The 14,942-nt window shown below is 69.5% G+C and carries 16 protein-coding genes and 2 pseudogenes; 8 read left to right on the top strand and 10 right to left on the bottom strand.

Annotated features, from left to right (window positions below; all coding sequences use genetic code 11):
- Positions 1-324 (top strand): annotated as a pseudogene (locus tag A5771_RS21880) (transglycosylase family protein); the annotation flags it as partial.
- Between the two features lie 52 nt (positions 325-376).
- Here the strand turns inward: A5771_RS21880 and A5771_RS09440 are convergent.
- Genes A5771_RS09440 through A5771_RS09425 form a run of 4 tightly spaced genes read right to left on the bottom strand, consistent with a single transcriptional unit; the run spans position 377 to position 1,982 of the window.
- Complete coding sequence (locus tag A5771_RS09440; protein WP_064854958.1) at positions 377-814, bottom strand: molybdenum cofactor biosynthesis protein MoaE; 438 nt, start codon at positions 812-814, stop codon at positions 377-379.
- The gene (locus A5771_RS09435) at positions 811-1,269 is read right to left on the bottom strand and encodes a MogA/MoaB family molybdenum cofactor biosynthesis protein (protein ID WP_428844398.1); all 459 of its coding nucleotides are present in this window, start codon (positions 1,267-1,269) and stop codon (positions 811-813) included. The genes A5771_RS09440 and A5771_RS09435 overlap by 4 nt, the downstream gene beginning before the upstream one ends.
- Positions 1,270-1,298: 29 nt before the next feature.
- Positions 1,299-1,772: a cyclic pyranopterin monophosphate synthase MoaC gene (moaC, locus tag A5771_RS09430; protein WP_064854963.1), complete on the bottom strand. Its 474-nt coding sequence runs from the start codon at positions 1,770-1,772 to the stop codon at positions 1,299-1,301.
- 12 nt (positions 1,773-1,784) lie between these two features.
- Positions 1,785-1,982 carry a hypothetical protein gene (locus tag A5771_RS09425; protein WP_207545418.1) on the bottom strand — a complete coding sequence of 66 codons (198 nt, stop codon included), beginning with the start codon at positions 1,980-1,982 and terminating at the stop codon, positions 1,785-1,787.
- Between the two features lie 54 nt (positions 1,983-2,036).
- Between A5771_RS09425 and A5771_RS09420 the strand changes: the two genes are divergently transcribed.
- From A5771_RS09420 to A5771_RS09400, 5 genes are all read left to right on the top strand, one after another.
- The gene (locus A5771_RS09420) at positions 2,037-4,367 is read left to right on the top strand and encodes a helicase-associated domain-containing protein (protein WP_064854956.1); all 2,331 of its coding nucleotides are present in this window, start codon (positions 2,037-2,039) and stop codon (positions 4,365-4,367) included.
- A 35-nt stretch (positions 4,368-4,402) separates the two neighbouring features.
- Positions 4,403-5,284 carry a phytanoyl-CoA dioxygenase family protein gene (locus tag A5771_RS09415; RefSeq protein ID WP_064854955.1) on the top strand — a complete coding sequence of 294 codons (882 nt, stop codon included), beginning with the start codon at positions 4,403-4,405 and terminating at the stop codon, positions 5,282-5,284.
- A gap of 7 nt (positions 5,285-5,291) precedes the next feature.
- Positions 5,292-6,944: a DNA repair helicase XPB gene (locus tag A5771_RS09410; RefSeq protein WP_064854954.1), complete on the top strand. Its 1,653-nt coding sequence runs from the start codon at positions 5,292-5,294 to the stop codon at positions 6,942-6,944.
- A gap of 94 nt (positions 6,945-7,038) precedes the next feature.
- Positions 7,039-7,464 carry a pyridoxamine 5'-phosphate oxidase family protein gene (locus A5771_RS09405; RefSeq protein ID WP_064854953.1) on the top strand — a complete coding sequence of 142 codons (426 nt, stop codon included), beginning with the start codon at positions 7,039-7,041 and terminating at the stop codon, positions 7,462-7,464.
- 5 nt (positions 7,465-7,469) lie between these two features.
- Positions 7,470-8,075: a class I SAM-dependent methyltransferase gene (locus tag A5771_RS09400; protein ID WP_064854952.1), complete on the top strand. Its 606-nt coding sequence runs from the start codon at positions 7,470-7,472 to the stop codon at positions 8,073-8,075.
- Positions 8,076-8,079: 4 nt separating this feature from the next.
- Here the strand turns inward: A5771_RS09400 and A5771_RS09395 are convergent, their stop codons facing one another.
- The 3 genes from A5771_RS09395 to A5771_RS09385 all read right to left on the bottom strand — a co-directional run bounded on the left by A5771_RS09395 (position 8,080) and on the right by A5771_RS09385 (position 11,752).
- Positions 8,080-8,304 carry a hypothetical protein gene (locus tag A5771_RS09395; protein ID WP_064854961.1) on the bottom strand — a complete coding sequence of 75 codons (225 nt, stop codon included), beginning with the start codon at positions 8,302-8,304 and terminating at the stop codon, positions 8,080-8,082.
- A gap of 76 nt (positions 8,305-8,380) precedes the next feature.
- Complete coding sequence (locus tag A5771_RS09390) at positions 8,381-10,525, bottom strand: 3-hydroxyacyl-CoA dehydrogenase NAD-binding domain-containing protein (RefSeq protein ID WP_064854951.1); 2,145 nt, start codon at positions 10,523-10,525, stop codon at positions 8,381-8,383.
- 15 nt (positions 10,526-10,540) lie between these two features.
- Positions 10,541-11,752, bottom strand: coding sequence for an acetyl-CoA C-acetyltransferase (locus A5771_RS09385; RefSeq protein ID WP_064854950.1), 1,212 nt, complete (start codon positions 11,750-11,752; stop codon positions 10,541-10,543).
- A gap of 219 nt (positions 11,753-11,971) precedes the next feature.
- Between A5771_RS09385 and A5771_RS09380 the strand changes: the two genes are divergently transcribed.
- On the top strand, positions 11,972-13,165 hold the full coding sequence (locus tag A5771_RS09380) for a pyridoxal phosphate-dependent aminotransferase (RefSeq protein WP_064854949.1): 1,194 nt from the start codon (positions 11,972-11,974) through the stop codon (positions 13,163-13,165).
- Here A5771_RS09380 and A5771_RS09375 read toward each other — a convergent pair.
- Positions 13,152-13,607: an SRPBCC family protein gene (locus tag A5771_RS09375; protein WP_064854948.1), complete on the bottom strand. Its 456-nt coding sequence runs from the start codon at positions 13,605-13,607 to the stop codon at positions 13,152-13,154. The genes A5771_RS09380 and A5771_RS09375 overlap by 14 nt on opposite strands.
- Before the next feature lie 54 nt (positions 13,608-13,661).
- Complete coding sequence (locus A5771_RS09370; RefSeq protein WP_064854947.1) at positions 13,662-14,105, bottom strand: SRPBCC family protein; 444 nt, start codon at positions 14,103-14,105, stop codon at positions 13,662-13,664.
- Here A5771_RS09370 and A5771_RS09365 point away from each other — a divergent pair.
- Positions 14,104-14,532, top strand: a complete 429-nt coding sequence (locus A5771_RS09365) for a DUF732 domain-containing protein (protein ID WP_234783012.1) — start codon at positions 14,104-14,106, stop codon at positions 14,530-14,532. The two genes, A5771_RS09370 and A5771_RS09365, sit on opposite strands and share 2 nt — an antisense overlap.
- Positions 14,533-14,536: 4 nt before the next feature.
- Here the strand turns inward: A5771_RS09365 and A5771_RS09360 are convergent.
- Positions 14,537-14,942 (bottom strand): annotated as a pseudogene (locus A5771_RS09360) (hypothetical protein); the annotation flags it as partial.

The following is a 14,942-nucleotide window of genomic DNA, read 5'->3' as shown; positions in this document are numbered from 1 at the left end:
GCCCCTGAGGCTCCAGCCCCTGAGGCTCCAGCCCCTGAGGCCCCGGCCCCTGAGGCTCCGGCTCCCGAGGCTCCCGCCCCGGTTGCCGAGGATGTCCCGCCGCCGGCCCCCGAGGCACCCTGGTGGATGCCGCAACCGCCCGAGGCTCCCGCTCCCGAGGCGCCCGCGCCCGGCGACGAGGCAGCACCGGCCCCCGAGGGTGAGAAGGCGCAGGCCGTCTCGGTCGGCTTCCATCAGCAGCTGTGGCAGGCCATCCGGGCGGAGAACGTCAGCGGCAACGACGCGCTGGCCGCGTTCGCGCAGCAGCCCGCGCGCGTCGTCTAACGACCTAAAAGAGGGGGCCGGTTCGCCGGCCCCCTCTTTCGTTTCTGCGGTCTCAGGCCGAGCCGACCCATTCCTCGGTGCCGTCGGCGAAGAACTGGTGCTTCCAGACCGGCAGCCGCTCCTTGATGGTGTCGACCAGCAGCGCGCACGCCTCGAAGGCCTCCCGGCGGTGATCGGCCGCCACCGCGGCCACCAGCGCGGCATCACCGATGTGCAGAGCGCCGACCCGGTGGCTGGCCGCCAGCGCGCGGACCCCGGGGGACTGTTCGGCGATCTCGGCCAGCACCTCGGCCATCACCTGCTCCGCCGTCGGGTGCCCGGAGTACTCCAGCCGGGTCACCTGCCGGCCGTGGTCGTGGTCGCGGATCATGCCGACGAAGCCGACGATCGCACCCGCGGCCCGATGGCCGACCAGCTCCTCGTGTTCGCTCAGCAGGATGGGCTCCTCGGTGACCGCCGCCCGCAGCACCAGCGCGCCGGTGGCCGTCATCGGTCGTGGTCTCCGCCGGCGAGCTGATCCAGGGCGTGATCCAGGACGTCGGCGAGCACCCCGAGCCCGTCGCGCACGCCCCCGGTCGAGCCGGGCAGGTTGACGATCAGCGTCCGCCCGGCCACGCCGCACATGCCGCGGGACAGCACCGACGTCGGCACCTTCGGCAGCCCCGAGCGGCGGATGGCGTCGGACAGGCCGGGAATCTCGTAGTCGAGCACCGCGGCGGTCTGCGCCGGGGTGTCGTCGGTCGGCGAGATCCCGGTGCCCCCGGAGGTGATGACCAGGTCCACCGGCGCTGCTACCGCGGCCCGCAACGCCGCGCCGACGGCATCGCCGTCGGGGACGACTTCGGGCTGAGCCGGCGCGAAGCCGCGCTGCGTCAGCCAGTCGGCGATGATCGGCCCGGTGCGATCGGTGTACACCCCGGCCGAGGCGCGGGTGGATGCGATGATGACGTGGGCGGTGCGCGCGGGTGCGGCGGTCACCGGCGCTCCCAGGCTCCGGTGCGTCCGCCGTCCTTGCTCAGCACCCGGATGTTGTCGATGACGGCGGCGCGGTCGACGGCCTTGATCATGTCGTAGAGGGTCAGGGCCGCCACGCTGACCGCGGTCAGTGCTTCCATCTCCACACCGGTGCGGTCCGTGGTGCGTACCGAGGCGGTGATGTCGATCTGTGACTCGCCGATGGTGAAGTCCACGTCGACGCCGGTCAGAGCCAGTTGGTGGCAGAGCGGAATCAGATCGCTGGTGCGTTTGGCGGCCATGATGCCCGCCACCCGGGCGGTGGCCAACGCGTCGCCCTTGGGCAGTCCGCCGGCAGAGATCAGCTGCACCACTTCCGCGGTGGTGCGCAGCACTCCGGCGGCGACGGCGGTGCGCTTGGTGGCCGCCTTGGCGGTGACGTCGACCATGTGGGCCGCACCGCGTTCGTCGAGGTGGGAGAGCGGCCCGGCCATGGTGGTCACCGCCTACCGGTTGACGACGGTGACCGGATGCACGTAGGGCAGCGTCTCGGACGGGAGCGGGAAGACCAGGTCCCCGAACGGTGACAGCGCCCCGGCCCGGTCGGTGCGCAGCTCGCTCACTGCCGGTTCGCCGTCGGTCTCGGGCCACCCGTTGTCGACGTACCGGTTCTTGTTGTCCTGTTTCGCAGCCACGGCTCCCATTCTGACAGGTCGCGATCGGCGTCGCTCACCGGTTGGGTCTTACGCTGGTCGTCGATGACCGAACACGCGCGGGGTGTGCCGCTGGGATCGTGGCTGGCAGACCTGCCCGACGAGGGTCTGATCCGGCTACTGGAGCTGCGGCCCGACCTCGCCCAACCGCCGCCGGGCAGCATCGCCGCCCTGGCCGCCCGGGCGCAGGCCCGCCAGTCGGTCCGGGCGGCCACCGACGAGCTGGACTTCCTGCGGCTCGCCGTGATCGACGCCCTGCTGGTGCTGGATGCCGACGCCGCCGCGGTACCGGTGGTTGATCTGCTGACGCTGATCGGTGAGCGCGCACCCGCCGAGGCGGTGCACGAAGCGTTGGCCGACCTGACCGAACGGGCGCTGTGCTGGGGTTCGCATCAGCCCGACGGTGTGCTGCGGGTGGCCGCCGAGGCCGGTGCCGGCTTGCCGTGGCACCCGGGCCAGGTCACCCAGGAGAATCCGGTGACCGACCACATCGCCGGGGCCATCGCCGATCTGGACGGCCCGCAGCGCGACCTGCTGGACAAGCTGCTGGCGGGCTCCCCGATCGGCCGCACCCGCGACGCCGCCCCCGGCGCGCCGCCGGAGCATCCGGTGCCGCGGCTGCTGGCGGCGGGGCTGTTGCGCCGTATCGACGACGAAACGGTGATCCTGCCGCGGCTGGTCGGCCAGATACTGCGCGGCGAGCAGCCCGGCCCGACCGCCCTGCGCGCCCCGGACCCGGTGGTGTCGCAGACCACGGCCGCCGATGTGGACGCGGCCGCCGCGGGCGCGGTGATCGACCTGCTGCGCGAACTCGACGTGCTGCTCGCCGGGCTGGGCGATGCGCCGGCACCCGAGCTGCGCACCGGCGGTCTGGGCGTCCGCGAGGTCAAGCGGCTGGCCAAGACGACCGGCGTCGTCGAGACCCGGCTGGGCCTGCTGCTCGAGGTGGCCGCCACCGCCCGGCTGATCGCCTCCGACTATCCCGACCCCACCACCGTCGACCAGCGGGAGTGGCCCGACGCGGACGGACCGTACTGGGCGCCGACGGTGCTGGCCGACCGGTTCGCCGAGCGACCGACCGCCGAGCGCTGGCAGCTGCTGGCCGCCACCTGGCTGGAGCTGCCGGCCCGGCCGGGACTGATCGGCAGCCGCAGCGCGGACGGCAAACCGCGGGCGGCGCTGTCCGCGCCGCTGTTCTCCACCGCCGCCCCACTGGATCGCCGGCTGCTGCTGGGCATGCTCGCCGAGATGCCCGTCGGCGCCGGCGTCGACGCGGTGTCCGCGTCACAGGCTTTGGTCTGGCGGCGGCCGCGCTGGGCCAATCGACTGCAGCCCGGGCCGGTGGGCGAGCTGCTCGACGAGGCGCACGCCCTGGGTGTGCTGGGCCGCGGCGCCATCAGCTCCCCGGGGCGGGCACTGCTGGCCGGCTTGTCCGATGGCACCGCCGAGCCCGCCGCCCTCGCGGCCGTGTCGGCCATGACCAGGGCACTGCCCGAGCCGATCGACCATTTCCTGGTGCAAGCCGATCTGACCGTGGTGGTGCCCGGGCCGCTGAAGCGTGAGCTGGCCGAAGAACTGGGCGTGGTGGCCACCGTGGAATCGGCCGGGGCGGCGATGGTCTACCGGGTCTCCGAACAGACCATCCGGGCCGCCCTGGACGTCGGCCGCACCGGCGCCGGCTTGCACGCCTTCTTCGGAAAGCACTCCAAGACCCCGGTGCCGCAAGGGCTCACCTATCTGATCGATGACGTCGCGCGCCGGCACGGGCAGCTGCGGATCGGGATGGCGGCGTCCTTCGTGCGCTGCGAGGATCCGGCCCTGCTGGCTCAGGCGGCCGCGGTTCCGGCCGCCGAGGCGCTCGGTCTGCGGGTGTTGGCCCCGACGGTGGCGGTGGCCCAAGCCCCGATCGCCGACGTGCTGGCGGCGTTGCGCGACGCCGGTTTCGCCCCGGCCGCCGAAGATGCCAGCGGAACGATCGTCGACATCCGCCCCCGCGGGGTGCGGGTGCCGGCGCCGGCCGAACGCCGTGGCCACCGGCCGGTCGCCGGGCCCAGCGGCGAGAGCCTGACCTCGCTGGTGCGGGTGCTGCGCACGGTGACCTCCGCGCCGTTCGACAGCATCCGGTTGGAGCCGGTGACCGCGATGATCCTGTTGAAGCGCGCCGCCGCCGAGGGATCCACGGTGCTGATCGGCTACGTCGACGCCGCCGGGGTGGCCACCCAGCGGGAGGTCTCCCCCGTGCTGGTCCGCGGCGGCCAGTTGGTGGCGTTCGACTCGACCTCGGGCCAGATGCGCGAGTTCACCATCCACCGCATCACGACCATCTCGGCCGCCGACGGGAATCGGGAGGCCGCGCTTCCCGACGGTGGCTCGTAACATGGTCAACGGGCTCATCGAAGGGACCACCCATCGTGACCGTCGACCGCGAACAGCCGCTGGGCTATGCCGACCTGCGCGGTGATCTGGCCGGCCGCTATCACCCCACGCCCACCGGCGGCGCCCGGGTCGACGGAGAGTTAGCCGACGCCGACCTCGCCGCCCTCGACCGCGACGGCTACCTCATCTGGGAAGGTCTGCTCGACGGCGACGAATGCGCCGCGATCCGCGCCGAGGTAAGCCCGCTGCTGGGCCGCACCGGACGGAATTCCTTCGAAGGCAATCGCACTCAACGCGCCTACGGTCTGCTGAACAAGACCCGGTTGTGCGACCGGCTCGTGGAGCATCCGCGGGTGCTGGCGGTCCTCGACCGGCTGCTGCTGCCCAACTATCTGCTGTCGATCCTGCAGGCCATCAACATCCAGCCGGGCGAATCGGCGCAGCTGCTGCATGTCGACGACGGGTTCTATCCCGTTCCGAGGCCGCACCCGCCGCTGGGAGCGGCAACCATCTGGGCGATCGACGACTTCACCGAAGACAACGGCGCCACCGTCGTGCTGCCGGGCAGCCAGCGCTGGGGCCGCCGCGAACCGGGCGACGCCGACGTGCGCAGGCCGGTGGTGATGCCCGCCGGCTCCTGCGTGTTCTTCGTCTCGACGCTGTGGCACGGCGGCGGCGCCAACCGCTCGACCGGGGCACGGCTGGCCGTCACAGCGCAGTACTGCCAACCGTGGCTGCGCCCGATGGAGGCGTTCACCCTGTCGGTGCCGCCGGCCACAGCCCGGGGGCTCTCCGACGACATCAAACGGATGCTCGGCTACAGCATCCATCCACCTTTTGTGGGCGCGGTCGACGGTATGCATCCGTTGCGGCTGCTCGAACAGGGCGGCGCGGCCGTGTCAGTGGGCTCCGGATAATGGGCGCATGAGCACCGACGGGCCGTTGATCGTCCAATCCGACAAGACCGTGCTGCTCGAGGTCGACCACGAGCAGGCCGGCGCAGCACGTGCTGCGATCGCGCCGTTCGCCGAATTGGAACGCGCCCCCGAGCACATCCACACCTACCGCATCACCCCGCTGGCGTTGTGGAACGCCCGCGCGGCCGGTCACGACGCCGAACAGGTGGTCGACGCACTGGTCACCCACTCCCGCTACGCGGTGCCCCAGCCGCTGCTGGTCGACATCGTCGACACCATGGCCCGCTACGGGCGCCTGCAGCTGGTGAAGAGCCCGGTGCACGGCCTGACCCTGGTCAGCCTGGATCGTGCGGTGCTCGAGGAGGTGCTGCGCAACAAGAAGATCACCCCGATGCTCGGCGCCCGCATCGACGACGACACCGTCGTGGTGCATCCCAGCGAGCGCGGCCGAGTCAAGCAGATGCTGCTCAAAACCGGTTGGCCCGCAGAGGATCTGGCCGGCTACGTCGACGGCGAGGCGCATCCGATCGCGCTGGAGCAGGACGGCTGGGCGCTGCGCGACTACCAGGAGATGGCCGCCGAGTCGTTCTGGTCGGGCGGCTCGGGGGTGGTGGTGCTGCCCTGCGGTGCCGGCAAGACGCTGGTGGGCGCCGCGGCGATGGCCAAAGCCGGTGCTACCACGCTGATCCTGGTCACCAACACCGTCGCCGGCCGGCAGTGGAAACGCGAGCTGATCGCGCGCACCTCGCTGACCGACGAGGAGATCGGCGAATACTCCGGGGAGCGCAAGGAGATCCGGCCGGTCACCATCGCCACCTATCAGGTGATCACCCGGCGCACCAAGGGCGAATACCGGCACCTGGAGTTGTTCGACAGTCGCGACTGGGGCCTGATCATCTACGACGAGGTGCATCTGCTGCCCGCGCCGGTGTTCCGGATGACCGCCGATCTGCAGTCGCGCCGCCGCCTCGGGTTGACCGCCACCCTGATCCGCGAGGACGGCCGCGAAGGCGACGTGTTCTCCCTGATCGGACCGAAACGCTACGACGCCCCATGGAAGGACATCGAGGCCCAAGGCTGGATCGCCCCGGCCGAATGCATCGAGGTGCGGGTCACGATGACCGAGAGCGAGCGGATGACCTACGCCGTAGCCGAACCCGAGGAGCGCTACAAGCTGTGCTCGACGGTGCACTCCAAGATCGCGGTGGTGCGCTCGATCCTCAAGCAGCATCCCGGCGAACAGACCCTGGTGATCGGGGCCTACCTCGACCAGCTGGAGGAACTGGGCGAGCAGCTGGACGCCCCGGTCATCCAGGGCTCGACGCGCACCGCCGAACGGGAGAAGCTGTTCGACGCTTTCCGCCGCGGCGAAATCTCGACTCTGGTGGTGTCCAAGGTCGCCAACTTCTCCATCGACCTGCCGGAGGCCTCGGTGGCCGTGCAGGTCTCGGGCACCTTCGGGTCGCGGCAGGAGGAGGCGCAGCGGTTGGGCCGGCTGCTGCGTCCCAAAGCCGCCGGCGGCGGAGCGGTGTTCTACTCGGTGGTGGCCCGCGACAGTCTGGACGCCGAATACGCCGCGCACCGGCAGCGGTTTCTGGCCGAGCAGGGCTACGGCTACATCATCCGCGACGCCGACGACCTACTCGGCCCGGCGATCTAACTTCGGCGACGGTGCGTGTTCCCGGTCGACACGCGGGACCGATTCCCGTTTTTGCGCACGCTCACGCCGGTGACGGAGCAGCTAACCTCGAAACATGGCGCTATCCAAGGACGAACGCGAACAGTTTCTGGCCGAGCCGCACATCGCAGCGCTGTCGGTGAGTGCCGGAGATGGCCGTGGCCCACTGACGGTGCCGATCTGGTATCAGTACACCCCGGGCGGCGAGCCCTGGGTCCTCACCGGCATCGAGTCCCGCAAGAGGCGGCTCATCGAGGCCGCCGGCTGTTTTTCGCTCATGGTGGAGCGGACCGAGCCGACCGTGCGCTACGTCGCCGTCGACGGTGCCGTCAGCCGCATCGAACCCGGCACCGACGACCACCACGCCGAGCTGGCCCACCGCTACCTTCCTCCCGAGCGGGCCGAGAAGTTCCTCAATTACGCGCTGACCGAACTGGGCGAGTACGTGGCCATTCATCTGCGCCCCCAGCACTGGCTCTCCGCTGACATGGGAGCCATCTAGCCGCTATGGGGGGCAGGAGGCTGCTGTTCCGGGCCATGTACCGGCTGGGGTTCACGCCCTGGGATGGCCACGCCCTGGCCCGCGGACTGCGCAATCTGGTCGAGATCGACGCCAGCGTGGCGTTGTCCCCGGGCACCGCACTGGATCTCGGCTGCGGCACCGGAGAGAACTCGATCTACCTGGCGCAGAACGGATGGCGGGTCACCGGCGTCGACTTCGCTCCGCGGGCGTTGCGCACTGCGCGGGCCAAAGCCCAGGCCGGCAAGGTGTCGGTGCGGTTCGTCTGCGCCGACATCGCTCAAGTGAGCTCGGCCGGTCTCGGCGACGACTTCGACCTGGTGACCGACAGCGGTTGCCTGCACGGCATGAACGACCAAGACCGCGCGATGTACGTCCGCCAGGTCAACGCGGTGACCAAGCCGGACTCGCAGCTGCTGATCGTCGCATTCGCCCCGGGCGCACTGTTCGGCGTCCGCGGCATCGACGAGGCCGAGATCGCCCGGCTCTTCGCCCCGGAGTGGGAGCTGCTCAGCTCCGCCGACGAGCTGAACTATCTGCCCGCCAACGGCGGCCAGCCGGTGCGCCATTACCTGTTGGCGCGCCGGCCTTGACCAGTTAGCCCCCGCAGGCGCTGGGCAGCAACATCATCAGCGGCCACAGCAGCACCCCGGCCACCGTCGCCACCTCGTAGATGCTGTTGGGCGGTATGCCGAACTGCTGCTCGGCCCGGGTTTGCAGAAGTTCCACCCCGTCGGGGCGCAGGAACAGGCACACCACCCCGATGATCACGTACACCAAACCCAGCCACAGCGCCGTCTCCAGCAGTTTGGCGATGCTCACGTTCACCCGATAGTCCAACAGACGCGAAATCCCCCGAAGCCACTCGGGTTCGGGGATTCCACGCCTGCGAGCCTAACTAAAGGAGCGAGGACGGCGGGGTGAACCGGTCGCCGTAGCGGGCGGCCAGTTCCTTGGCCCGCGCCACGAAAGCCTCCTTGCCCACACCGTGCGGGCCCTCGTAGCCGACGATGAACTGGTGGGTGCCGCCGGTCCACGGCGGGAACCCGATGCCCATGATCGCGCCGATGTTGGCATCCGCAGTCGAGGTCAGCACCCCCTCGTCCAAGCACTTCTGCGTCTCCAGCGCCTCGGCGAACAGCATCCGGTCGATCATGTCCTGCAGCGGCGGGGTGGAGCTGCCCGAGTTGAACGTCTCCCGCAGCCCCGACCACAGACCGGTGCGCTTACCGTCGACGTACTCGTAGAAACCCGCGCCCTTGAGACGCGACGGACGGCCGAGCTCGATCATCTTCTCCACGACCGTCTCGTTCATCTGCTTCTCGTAGGTGCCGCCGGCCGCCTCGATGCCCTCGCGGGTGGCAACGGCGATCTTGTGCATCAGCTCCAGGTTCAGCTCGTCGGAGAGCTGCAGCGGTGCCGCCGGGTAGCCGGCCTGCAGACCGGCCTGCTCGATGCTGGCCGGCTCCACGCCCTCACCGAGCATCATCAGCGCCTCGTTGATGAAGGTGCCGATGACACGGGAGGTGTAGAAGCCGCGGGAATCGTTGACCACGATCGGGGTCTTCTTGATCGCCAGCACGTAGTCGAACACCCGGGCCAGCGCCTCATCCGAGGTCTTCTCCCCGCGGATGATCTCCACCAGCGGCATCTTGTCAACCGGCGAGAAGAAGTGGATCCCGATGAAGTCCTCCTGCCGCTTCACGCCGGTCGCCAGACCGGTGATCGGCAACGTGGAGGTGTTCGACCCCAGCAGCGCGTTGGGCTCGACGATGTCCTCGATCTCGGCGAACACCTTGTGCTTGAGGTCCTGGCTCTCGAACACCGCCTCGATCACGAAGTCGACACCCTTGAGGTCAGCCGGGTCGCCGGTCGGAGTGATCTTGTCCAGCAGTGCCTTTGAACGCTCCTCGGTAGTGCGGCCGCGCTCCAGAGCCTTGGCTTCCAGCTTCTCCGAGTAGCCCTTGCCCTTCTGCGCCGCCTCCAGGCTGACGTCCTTGAGCACCACGTCGTAACCCGCCTTGGCCGACACATAGGCGATGCCCGCGCCCATCATCCCCGCCCCGAGCACACCGATCTTCTTGATCGGGGTCTGGCCGATACCGTCGGGCCGGCTGCCGCCGCCGTTGATGTGCTGCAGATCCAAGAAGAACGCCTGGATCATGTTCTTGGCGACCTGGCCGGTGACCAGCGAGGTGAAATACCGGCTCTCGATGCGGCTGGCGGTGTCGAAGTCCACCGCCGCGCCCTCGACCGCAGCCGAGAGGATGGCCCGCGGCGCGGGCATCGGCGCACCCTTGAGCTGCTTGCGCAGCAGCGCCGGGAACGACGGCAGGATCGCCGCCAGCGACGGCGTCGACGGGGTACCGCCGGGCATCTTGTAGCCCTTGACGTCCCAGGGCTGGGTGTGGGCGTCGGGGTTGGCCTTGATCCAGGCCTTGGCGGCCGGCACCAGCTCTTCGACGCTTCCGAGCACCTCGTCGACCAGACCGATCTCCTTGGCCTTGGCCGGCTTGAACCGGGTGCCCTGGGCCAGCACGTTCATGAACGCGTTCTGGATGCCCAGCATCCGCACCGTGCGGGTGACACCGCCACCGCCGGGCAGCAGGCCCAGGGTGACCTCGGGCAGGCCGAGCTGGCTGCCCTTGGCGTCGGCGGCGATCCGGTGGTGGCAGGCCAGCGCGATCTCCAGGCCGCCGCCCAGCGCCGCACCGTTGATGGCGGCGACGACCGGCTTACCCAGGGTCTCCAGCGCACGCAGGTCGGCCTTGATGTTCTCCACCTGGTCGAACGCCTGCTGGGCGTTGTCCGGGCCGACGTTGATCATCGCCTTGAGGTCGCCGCCGGCGAAGAAGGTCTTCTTCGCGCTCGTGATGACCACACCGGTGATCGAATCCTTCTCCGCCACAAGGCGTTGCACCGCGTTGTGCATGGACTGGCTGTAGTGCTCGTTCATCACGTTGGCCGACCCGGTCGGGTCGTCCAGGGTCAGCGTGACGATGCCGTCATCGTCCTTGTCCCACTTGATGGTGTTCTCTGCCATTTTTGAAAAACCCTCTCAGACGCGCTCGATGATGGTGGCGACGCCCATGCCACCGCCGATGCAGAGTGTGATCAGAGCGCGGCGGGCACCCCGGCGCTCCAGTTCGTCGACCATGGTGCCGGTGATCATCGCGCCGGTGGCGCCCAGCGGGTGGCCCATAGCGATGGCGCCACCGTTGACGTTGAGCTTCTCGTCCGGGATGTTCAGGTCCTTCTGGAACTTCAGCACCACGGAGGCGAAGGCCTCGTTGAGCTCGAACAGGTCGATGTCGTCGACGGTCAGCCCGGTGCGCTCGAGCACCCGCTGGGTGGCCGGGGTCGGCCCGGTGAGCATGATGACCGGGTCGGCGCCGGACGTGGCCGCGGCCACGATGCGGGCCCGCGGGGTCAGCCCCTGCTCCTTGCCGGCCTTTTCGCTGCCGACCAGCACCAGCGCGGCACCGTCGACGATGCCGGAGCTGTTGCCGCCGGTGTGGACGTGGTTGATCTTCTCGACGAAGTGGTACTTCTGCAGCGCCACGTCGTCGAAGCCGCCCATCGCGCCGATCCCGTCGAACGCGGTCTTGAGCTTGCCCAGGCCCTCCAGGGTGGTGTCGGGGCGCATGTGCTCGTCGTGGTCGAGCACGACCAGGCCGTTCTGGTCGCGCACCGGCACCACCGACTTGGCGAAGTAGCCGCCCGACCAGGCCTTGGCGGCCAACTGCTGGCTGCGCAGCGCGTAGGCGTCGACGTCGTCACGCGAGAAGCCCTCGATGGTGGCGATCAGGTCGGCGCCGATGCCCTGCGGCACGAAGCCGATCTGGTAGTTGGTGTCGGGGTCGCCGGCCCAGGCGCCGCCGTCGGAGCCCATCGGGACCCGGCTCATCGACTCCACGCCACCGGCGAGCACCAGGTCGTCGAACCCGGCCTTCACCTTGGCGGCGGCGGTGTTGATGGCCTCTAGGCCGGAGGCGCAGAACCGGTTGAGCTGGACGCCGCCGGTGGTCTCGGGCATGCCGGCGACCAGCATCGCGGTGCGGGCGATGTCGCCGCCCTGGTCGCCGACCGGCGACACCACGCCGAAGACGGCGTCGCTGATCTGGTTGACGTCCAGATCCGGGTAGCGGCTGCGCAGCTCGTTGACCAGGCCGACGGCCAGGTTGACCGGCTTGATCTCGTTCAGCGCGCCGTTGCGCCCCTTGCCGCGCGGGGTGCGAATGGCCTCATAGATGAAGGCTTCTTCGGACATGACTGGAGTTCCTCTTCGGTATTGGGTGTTCTTCGATTGCGTCTGCTGGGCAGCGTAGACCTCTGGTTCCCACCCTAACAGGGCTGCCTATCAACCGGATGGTTGGGCAGTTACGGCCGCACACTTGGCCGAGCGTGAAGGTGGCTTCACACTCGGCGCTCAACGTGAAGGTGGCTTCACGCTGGGCGCCTCTGCGGGCACGCTTTAGGCTCGATATCCATGACGGTGTCGCGGCTACAGCCCTATGCCACCACGATCTTCGCCGAGATGTCGGCGCTGGCCGCGCGCATCGGCGCGGTCAACCTCGGCCAGGGATTCCCGGACGAGGACGGGCCGACGGCTATGTTGGACGCCGCCCGTGCAGCGATCGCCGTCGGCGTCAATCAGTACCCGCCCGGTCTCGGCGTCCCAGCCCTGCGCGAAGCGATCGCCCGCCAGCGCAGCCGGCACTTCGGGATCGACTACGACCCGGAGACCGAAGTGCTGGTGACGGTCGGGGCCACCGAGGCCATCGCCGCCGCGGTGCTCGGGCTGGTCGAGCCGGACTCCGAAGTGTTGCTGATCGAGCCGTTCTACGACTCCTACTCGCCGGTGGTCGCCATGGCCGGGGCACGCCGGGTCAGCGTGTCGCTGGTTCCCGACGGCCGCGGCTTCGCCCTTGACGCCGACGCGCTGCGGCGCGCCATCACTCCGGCAACCCGCGCGCTGATCGTCAACTCCCCGCACAACCCGACCGGCACGGTGTTCACCGAGTCCGAGCTCGCGGCGATCGCCCGGATCGCGGTGGAGGCCGATCTGCTGGTGATCGCCGACGAGGTCTATGAGCACCTGGTCTTTGCCGGGCGGACCCACCTGCCGCTGGCCGGGTTCGAGGGCATGGCGGAGCGCACCGTCACCATCTCCAGTGCGGCGAAGATGTTCAACTGCACCGGCTGGAAGATCGGCTGGACCTGCGGGCCGGCGGAGCTGCTGGCCGGGGTACGAGCCGCCAAGCAGTACCTGACCTATGTCGGCGGCGCGCCGTTCCAACCGGCGGTGGCGTTGGCGCTAGACGCCGAGGACGCCTGGGTGTCGGCACTGCGCACCACCATGCAGACCCGCCGGGACCGGTTGAGCGATGGACTGCGGCAGGTCGGTTTCGAGGTGCACGACAGTTTCGGCACCTACTTCCTGTGCGCCGACCCGCGGCCGCTGGGCTACGACGACAGCACCGCGTTCTGCGCCGAACTGCCGCATCGAGCCGGGGTGGCGGCAATCCCACTGTCGGCGTTCTGCGTACCGGCGGCCGAAGCGACCGCCCCCGAGGTCTGGAATCACTTGGTACGCTTCACGTTTGTCAAACCGGAGAACACCCTCGACGAGGCGATCCGTCGCCTGGCAGTGCTGCGGGAGGGGCCGGTCACTGCTCGGTAGGCGTCACGTCGTCGCCCATCACCCGCTCACGCAGCCGCTCGGTGGCGGTGGCCAACACCACCTTGCTGGCGCGCCGGACCAGAAACGCCGGAATCGGCCCCGACGGTTCCACGGTGATGTCGAAGCGCACCCGGGTGCTGTCCGTGCCTTCCCGGGTCAACGTGTACTCGACGTGCTGGGCGCGTTGCTGCGCCGTTGCTTTGGCATCCCAGACCATCCAGTCCGGGCCCCAGTGGTATTCCAGAATCTCCTTGTCCACCAACCCCAGAACCTTGATGGTGGCGCGGACGTGGTGGGGACGGCCATCCTCGTAGGTGTCGAGAATCTCCACCCGCTTGTGCACCGGCGACCACGACACCAAGTCAGCCACATCGGCCAGCGCGTCGAGGATTTTCTCCGGCGGCGCCTCAATCACAATTTCCCGCGATGCTCGAACAGCCACTGCCCCGAGCCTAGCCGGGCGACCAGCGCCCGGCAGGGTTTCCCCGAATCGAGGTCAGCCGCCCTTCTTGATCTCGAGCACTTGCGTCCGCAGACCGTCGGTGGCGGTTTTCATGCCGCCCTTGAGGGTGCTCTTGAGCAGGAACCCCGGGATCGGGATCGACGGGTCGACGCTCAAGTCGAAGCGGACCTTGGTCTTGTCGCCCTGCGGAGCCAGCGTGTACTTCGCTTCTTGCGACTTGAGTTGGCCGGCCGACACCAGCGTCCAGCCGACGCTGTCGGCGGTCCAGGTGTATTCGACGACCTGCTCGTCGGTGAGACCGGCCGCCTTGATCCTCAGCCGAACCCGGCGCGGCCGGCCGTCGTCATAGGTGTCGAGCACCTCGGCGCTCTGGTACTGCGGGGACCAGGACGGGACGGAGTCGATGTCGGCGAGGACATCGAAGATCTCCTCCGGGCTGGCTTCGATGACCACTTCGCGGGAATCCTTGACTGCCATGGCTGGCAACGATAGCCAGCCGTGCGGTAGTGCGCGGGGATTTGCGCCGCACGAAGCGGTCGCCCTCCCGGCCGGCGGTGGCACGATGGAGTTCATGCATGTGACCGCGCGTATCGCCGCTCCCCTGCTGGCCGCCGTGGCCTTGGTCGCCGCGCCCGCCGCGCACGCCGACGACGCCAGCTATCTGGCGAAGGTCAACGCATCGCCGGTGGCGATCCCGATCGCCGATGACGTCAAGGTGACCTCGGGCCACTACGTCTGCGCTTTGTTGCGGATGTACGGCCACACCGGGACCTACCGGTCCGGGCTCTCGCCGGGCGACGTGGTGCGCCAGCTGACCAACACCTTCCACTACAGCCCCGAAGCCGCCGACGTCCAGATCGCCGCGGCGCAGTCCGAGCTATGCCCGGAGACGTTGCGGCCGTGAGCGTTTAGCCGAGGCCGAATCCGGCGCCCGGACCGCCCTTGGCGTTGACGTCGGCGAGAATTTCCTTGATCATCACGATCCCGGGGCCCGACTGGTCCAGCGGAGCGACCGGGGTGGAGCCGTCGCGGATCATGCCGACGATCAGGTTGTCGATGGTGATCGGTGACCCGTCATCCCCGGGTTGCCACCACTCCTCAGCGGTGGTGTTCACGCCGTCCGGCCCGATGTCGTAGCAATTCAGGCCGGTGCCCTGACCGAGCTTGCACGCCTGCTTGGCGGCGGCGGGGGCGGCGCTGCCGGCGCGCGGGGGGTCCGTCGCGCCCTGCGCGCCCGGGTGGGCTAGGGCGCGCACGCCGCGCCAGTTGTGCAAGTGGTGGGCGAAAGAAAGGGCCCCCCCCCCCCGGGGGCCA

This window comes from Mycolicibacter sinensis, assembly GCF_001667375.1.
Classification (GTDB): domain Bacteria; phylum Actinomycetota; class Actinomycetes; order Mycobacteriales; family Mycobacteriaceae; genus Mycobacterium; species Mycobacterium sinense_A.
This window is presented reverse-complemented; position numbering and strand designations above follow the sequence as displayed.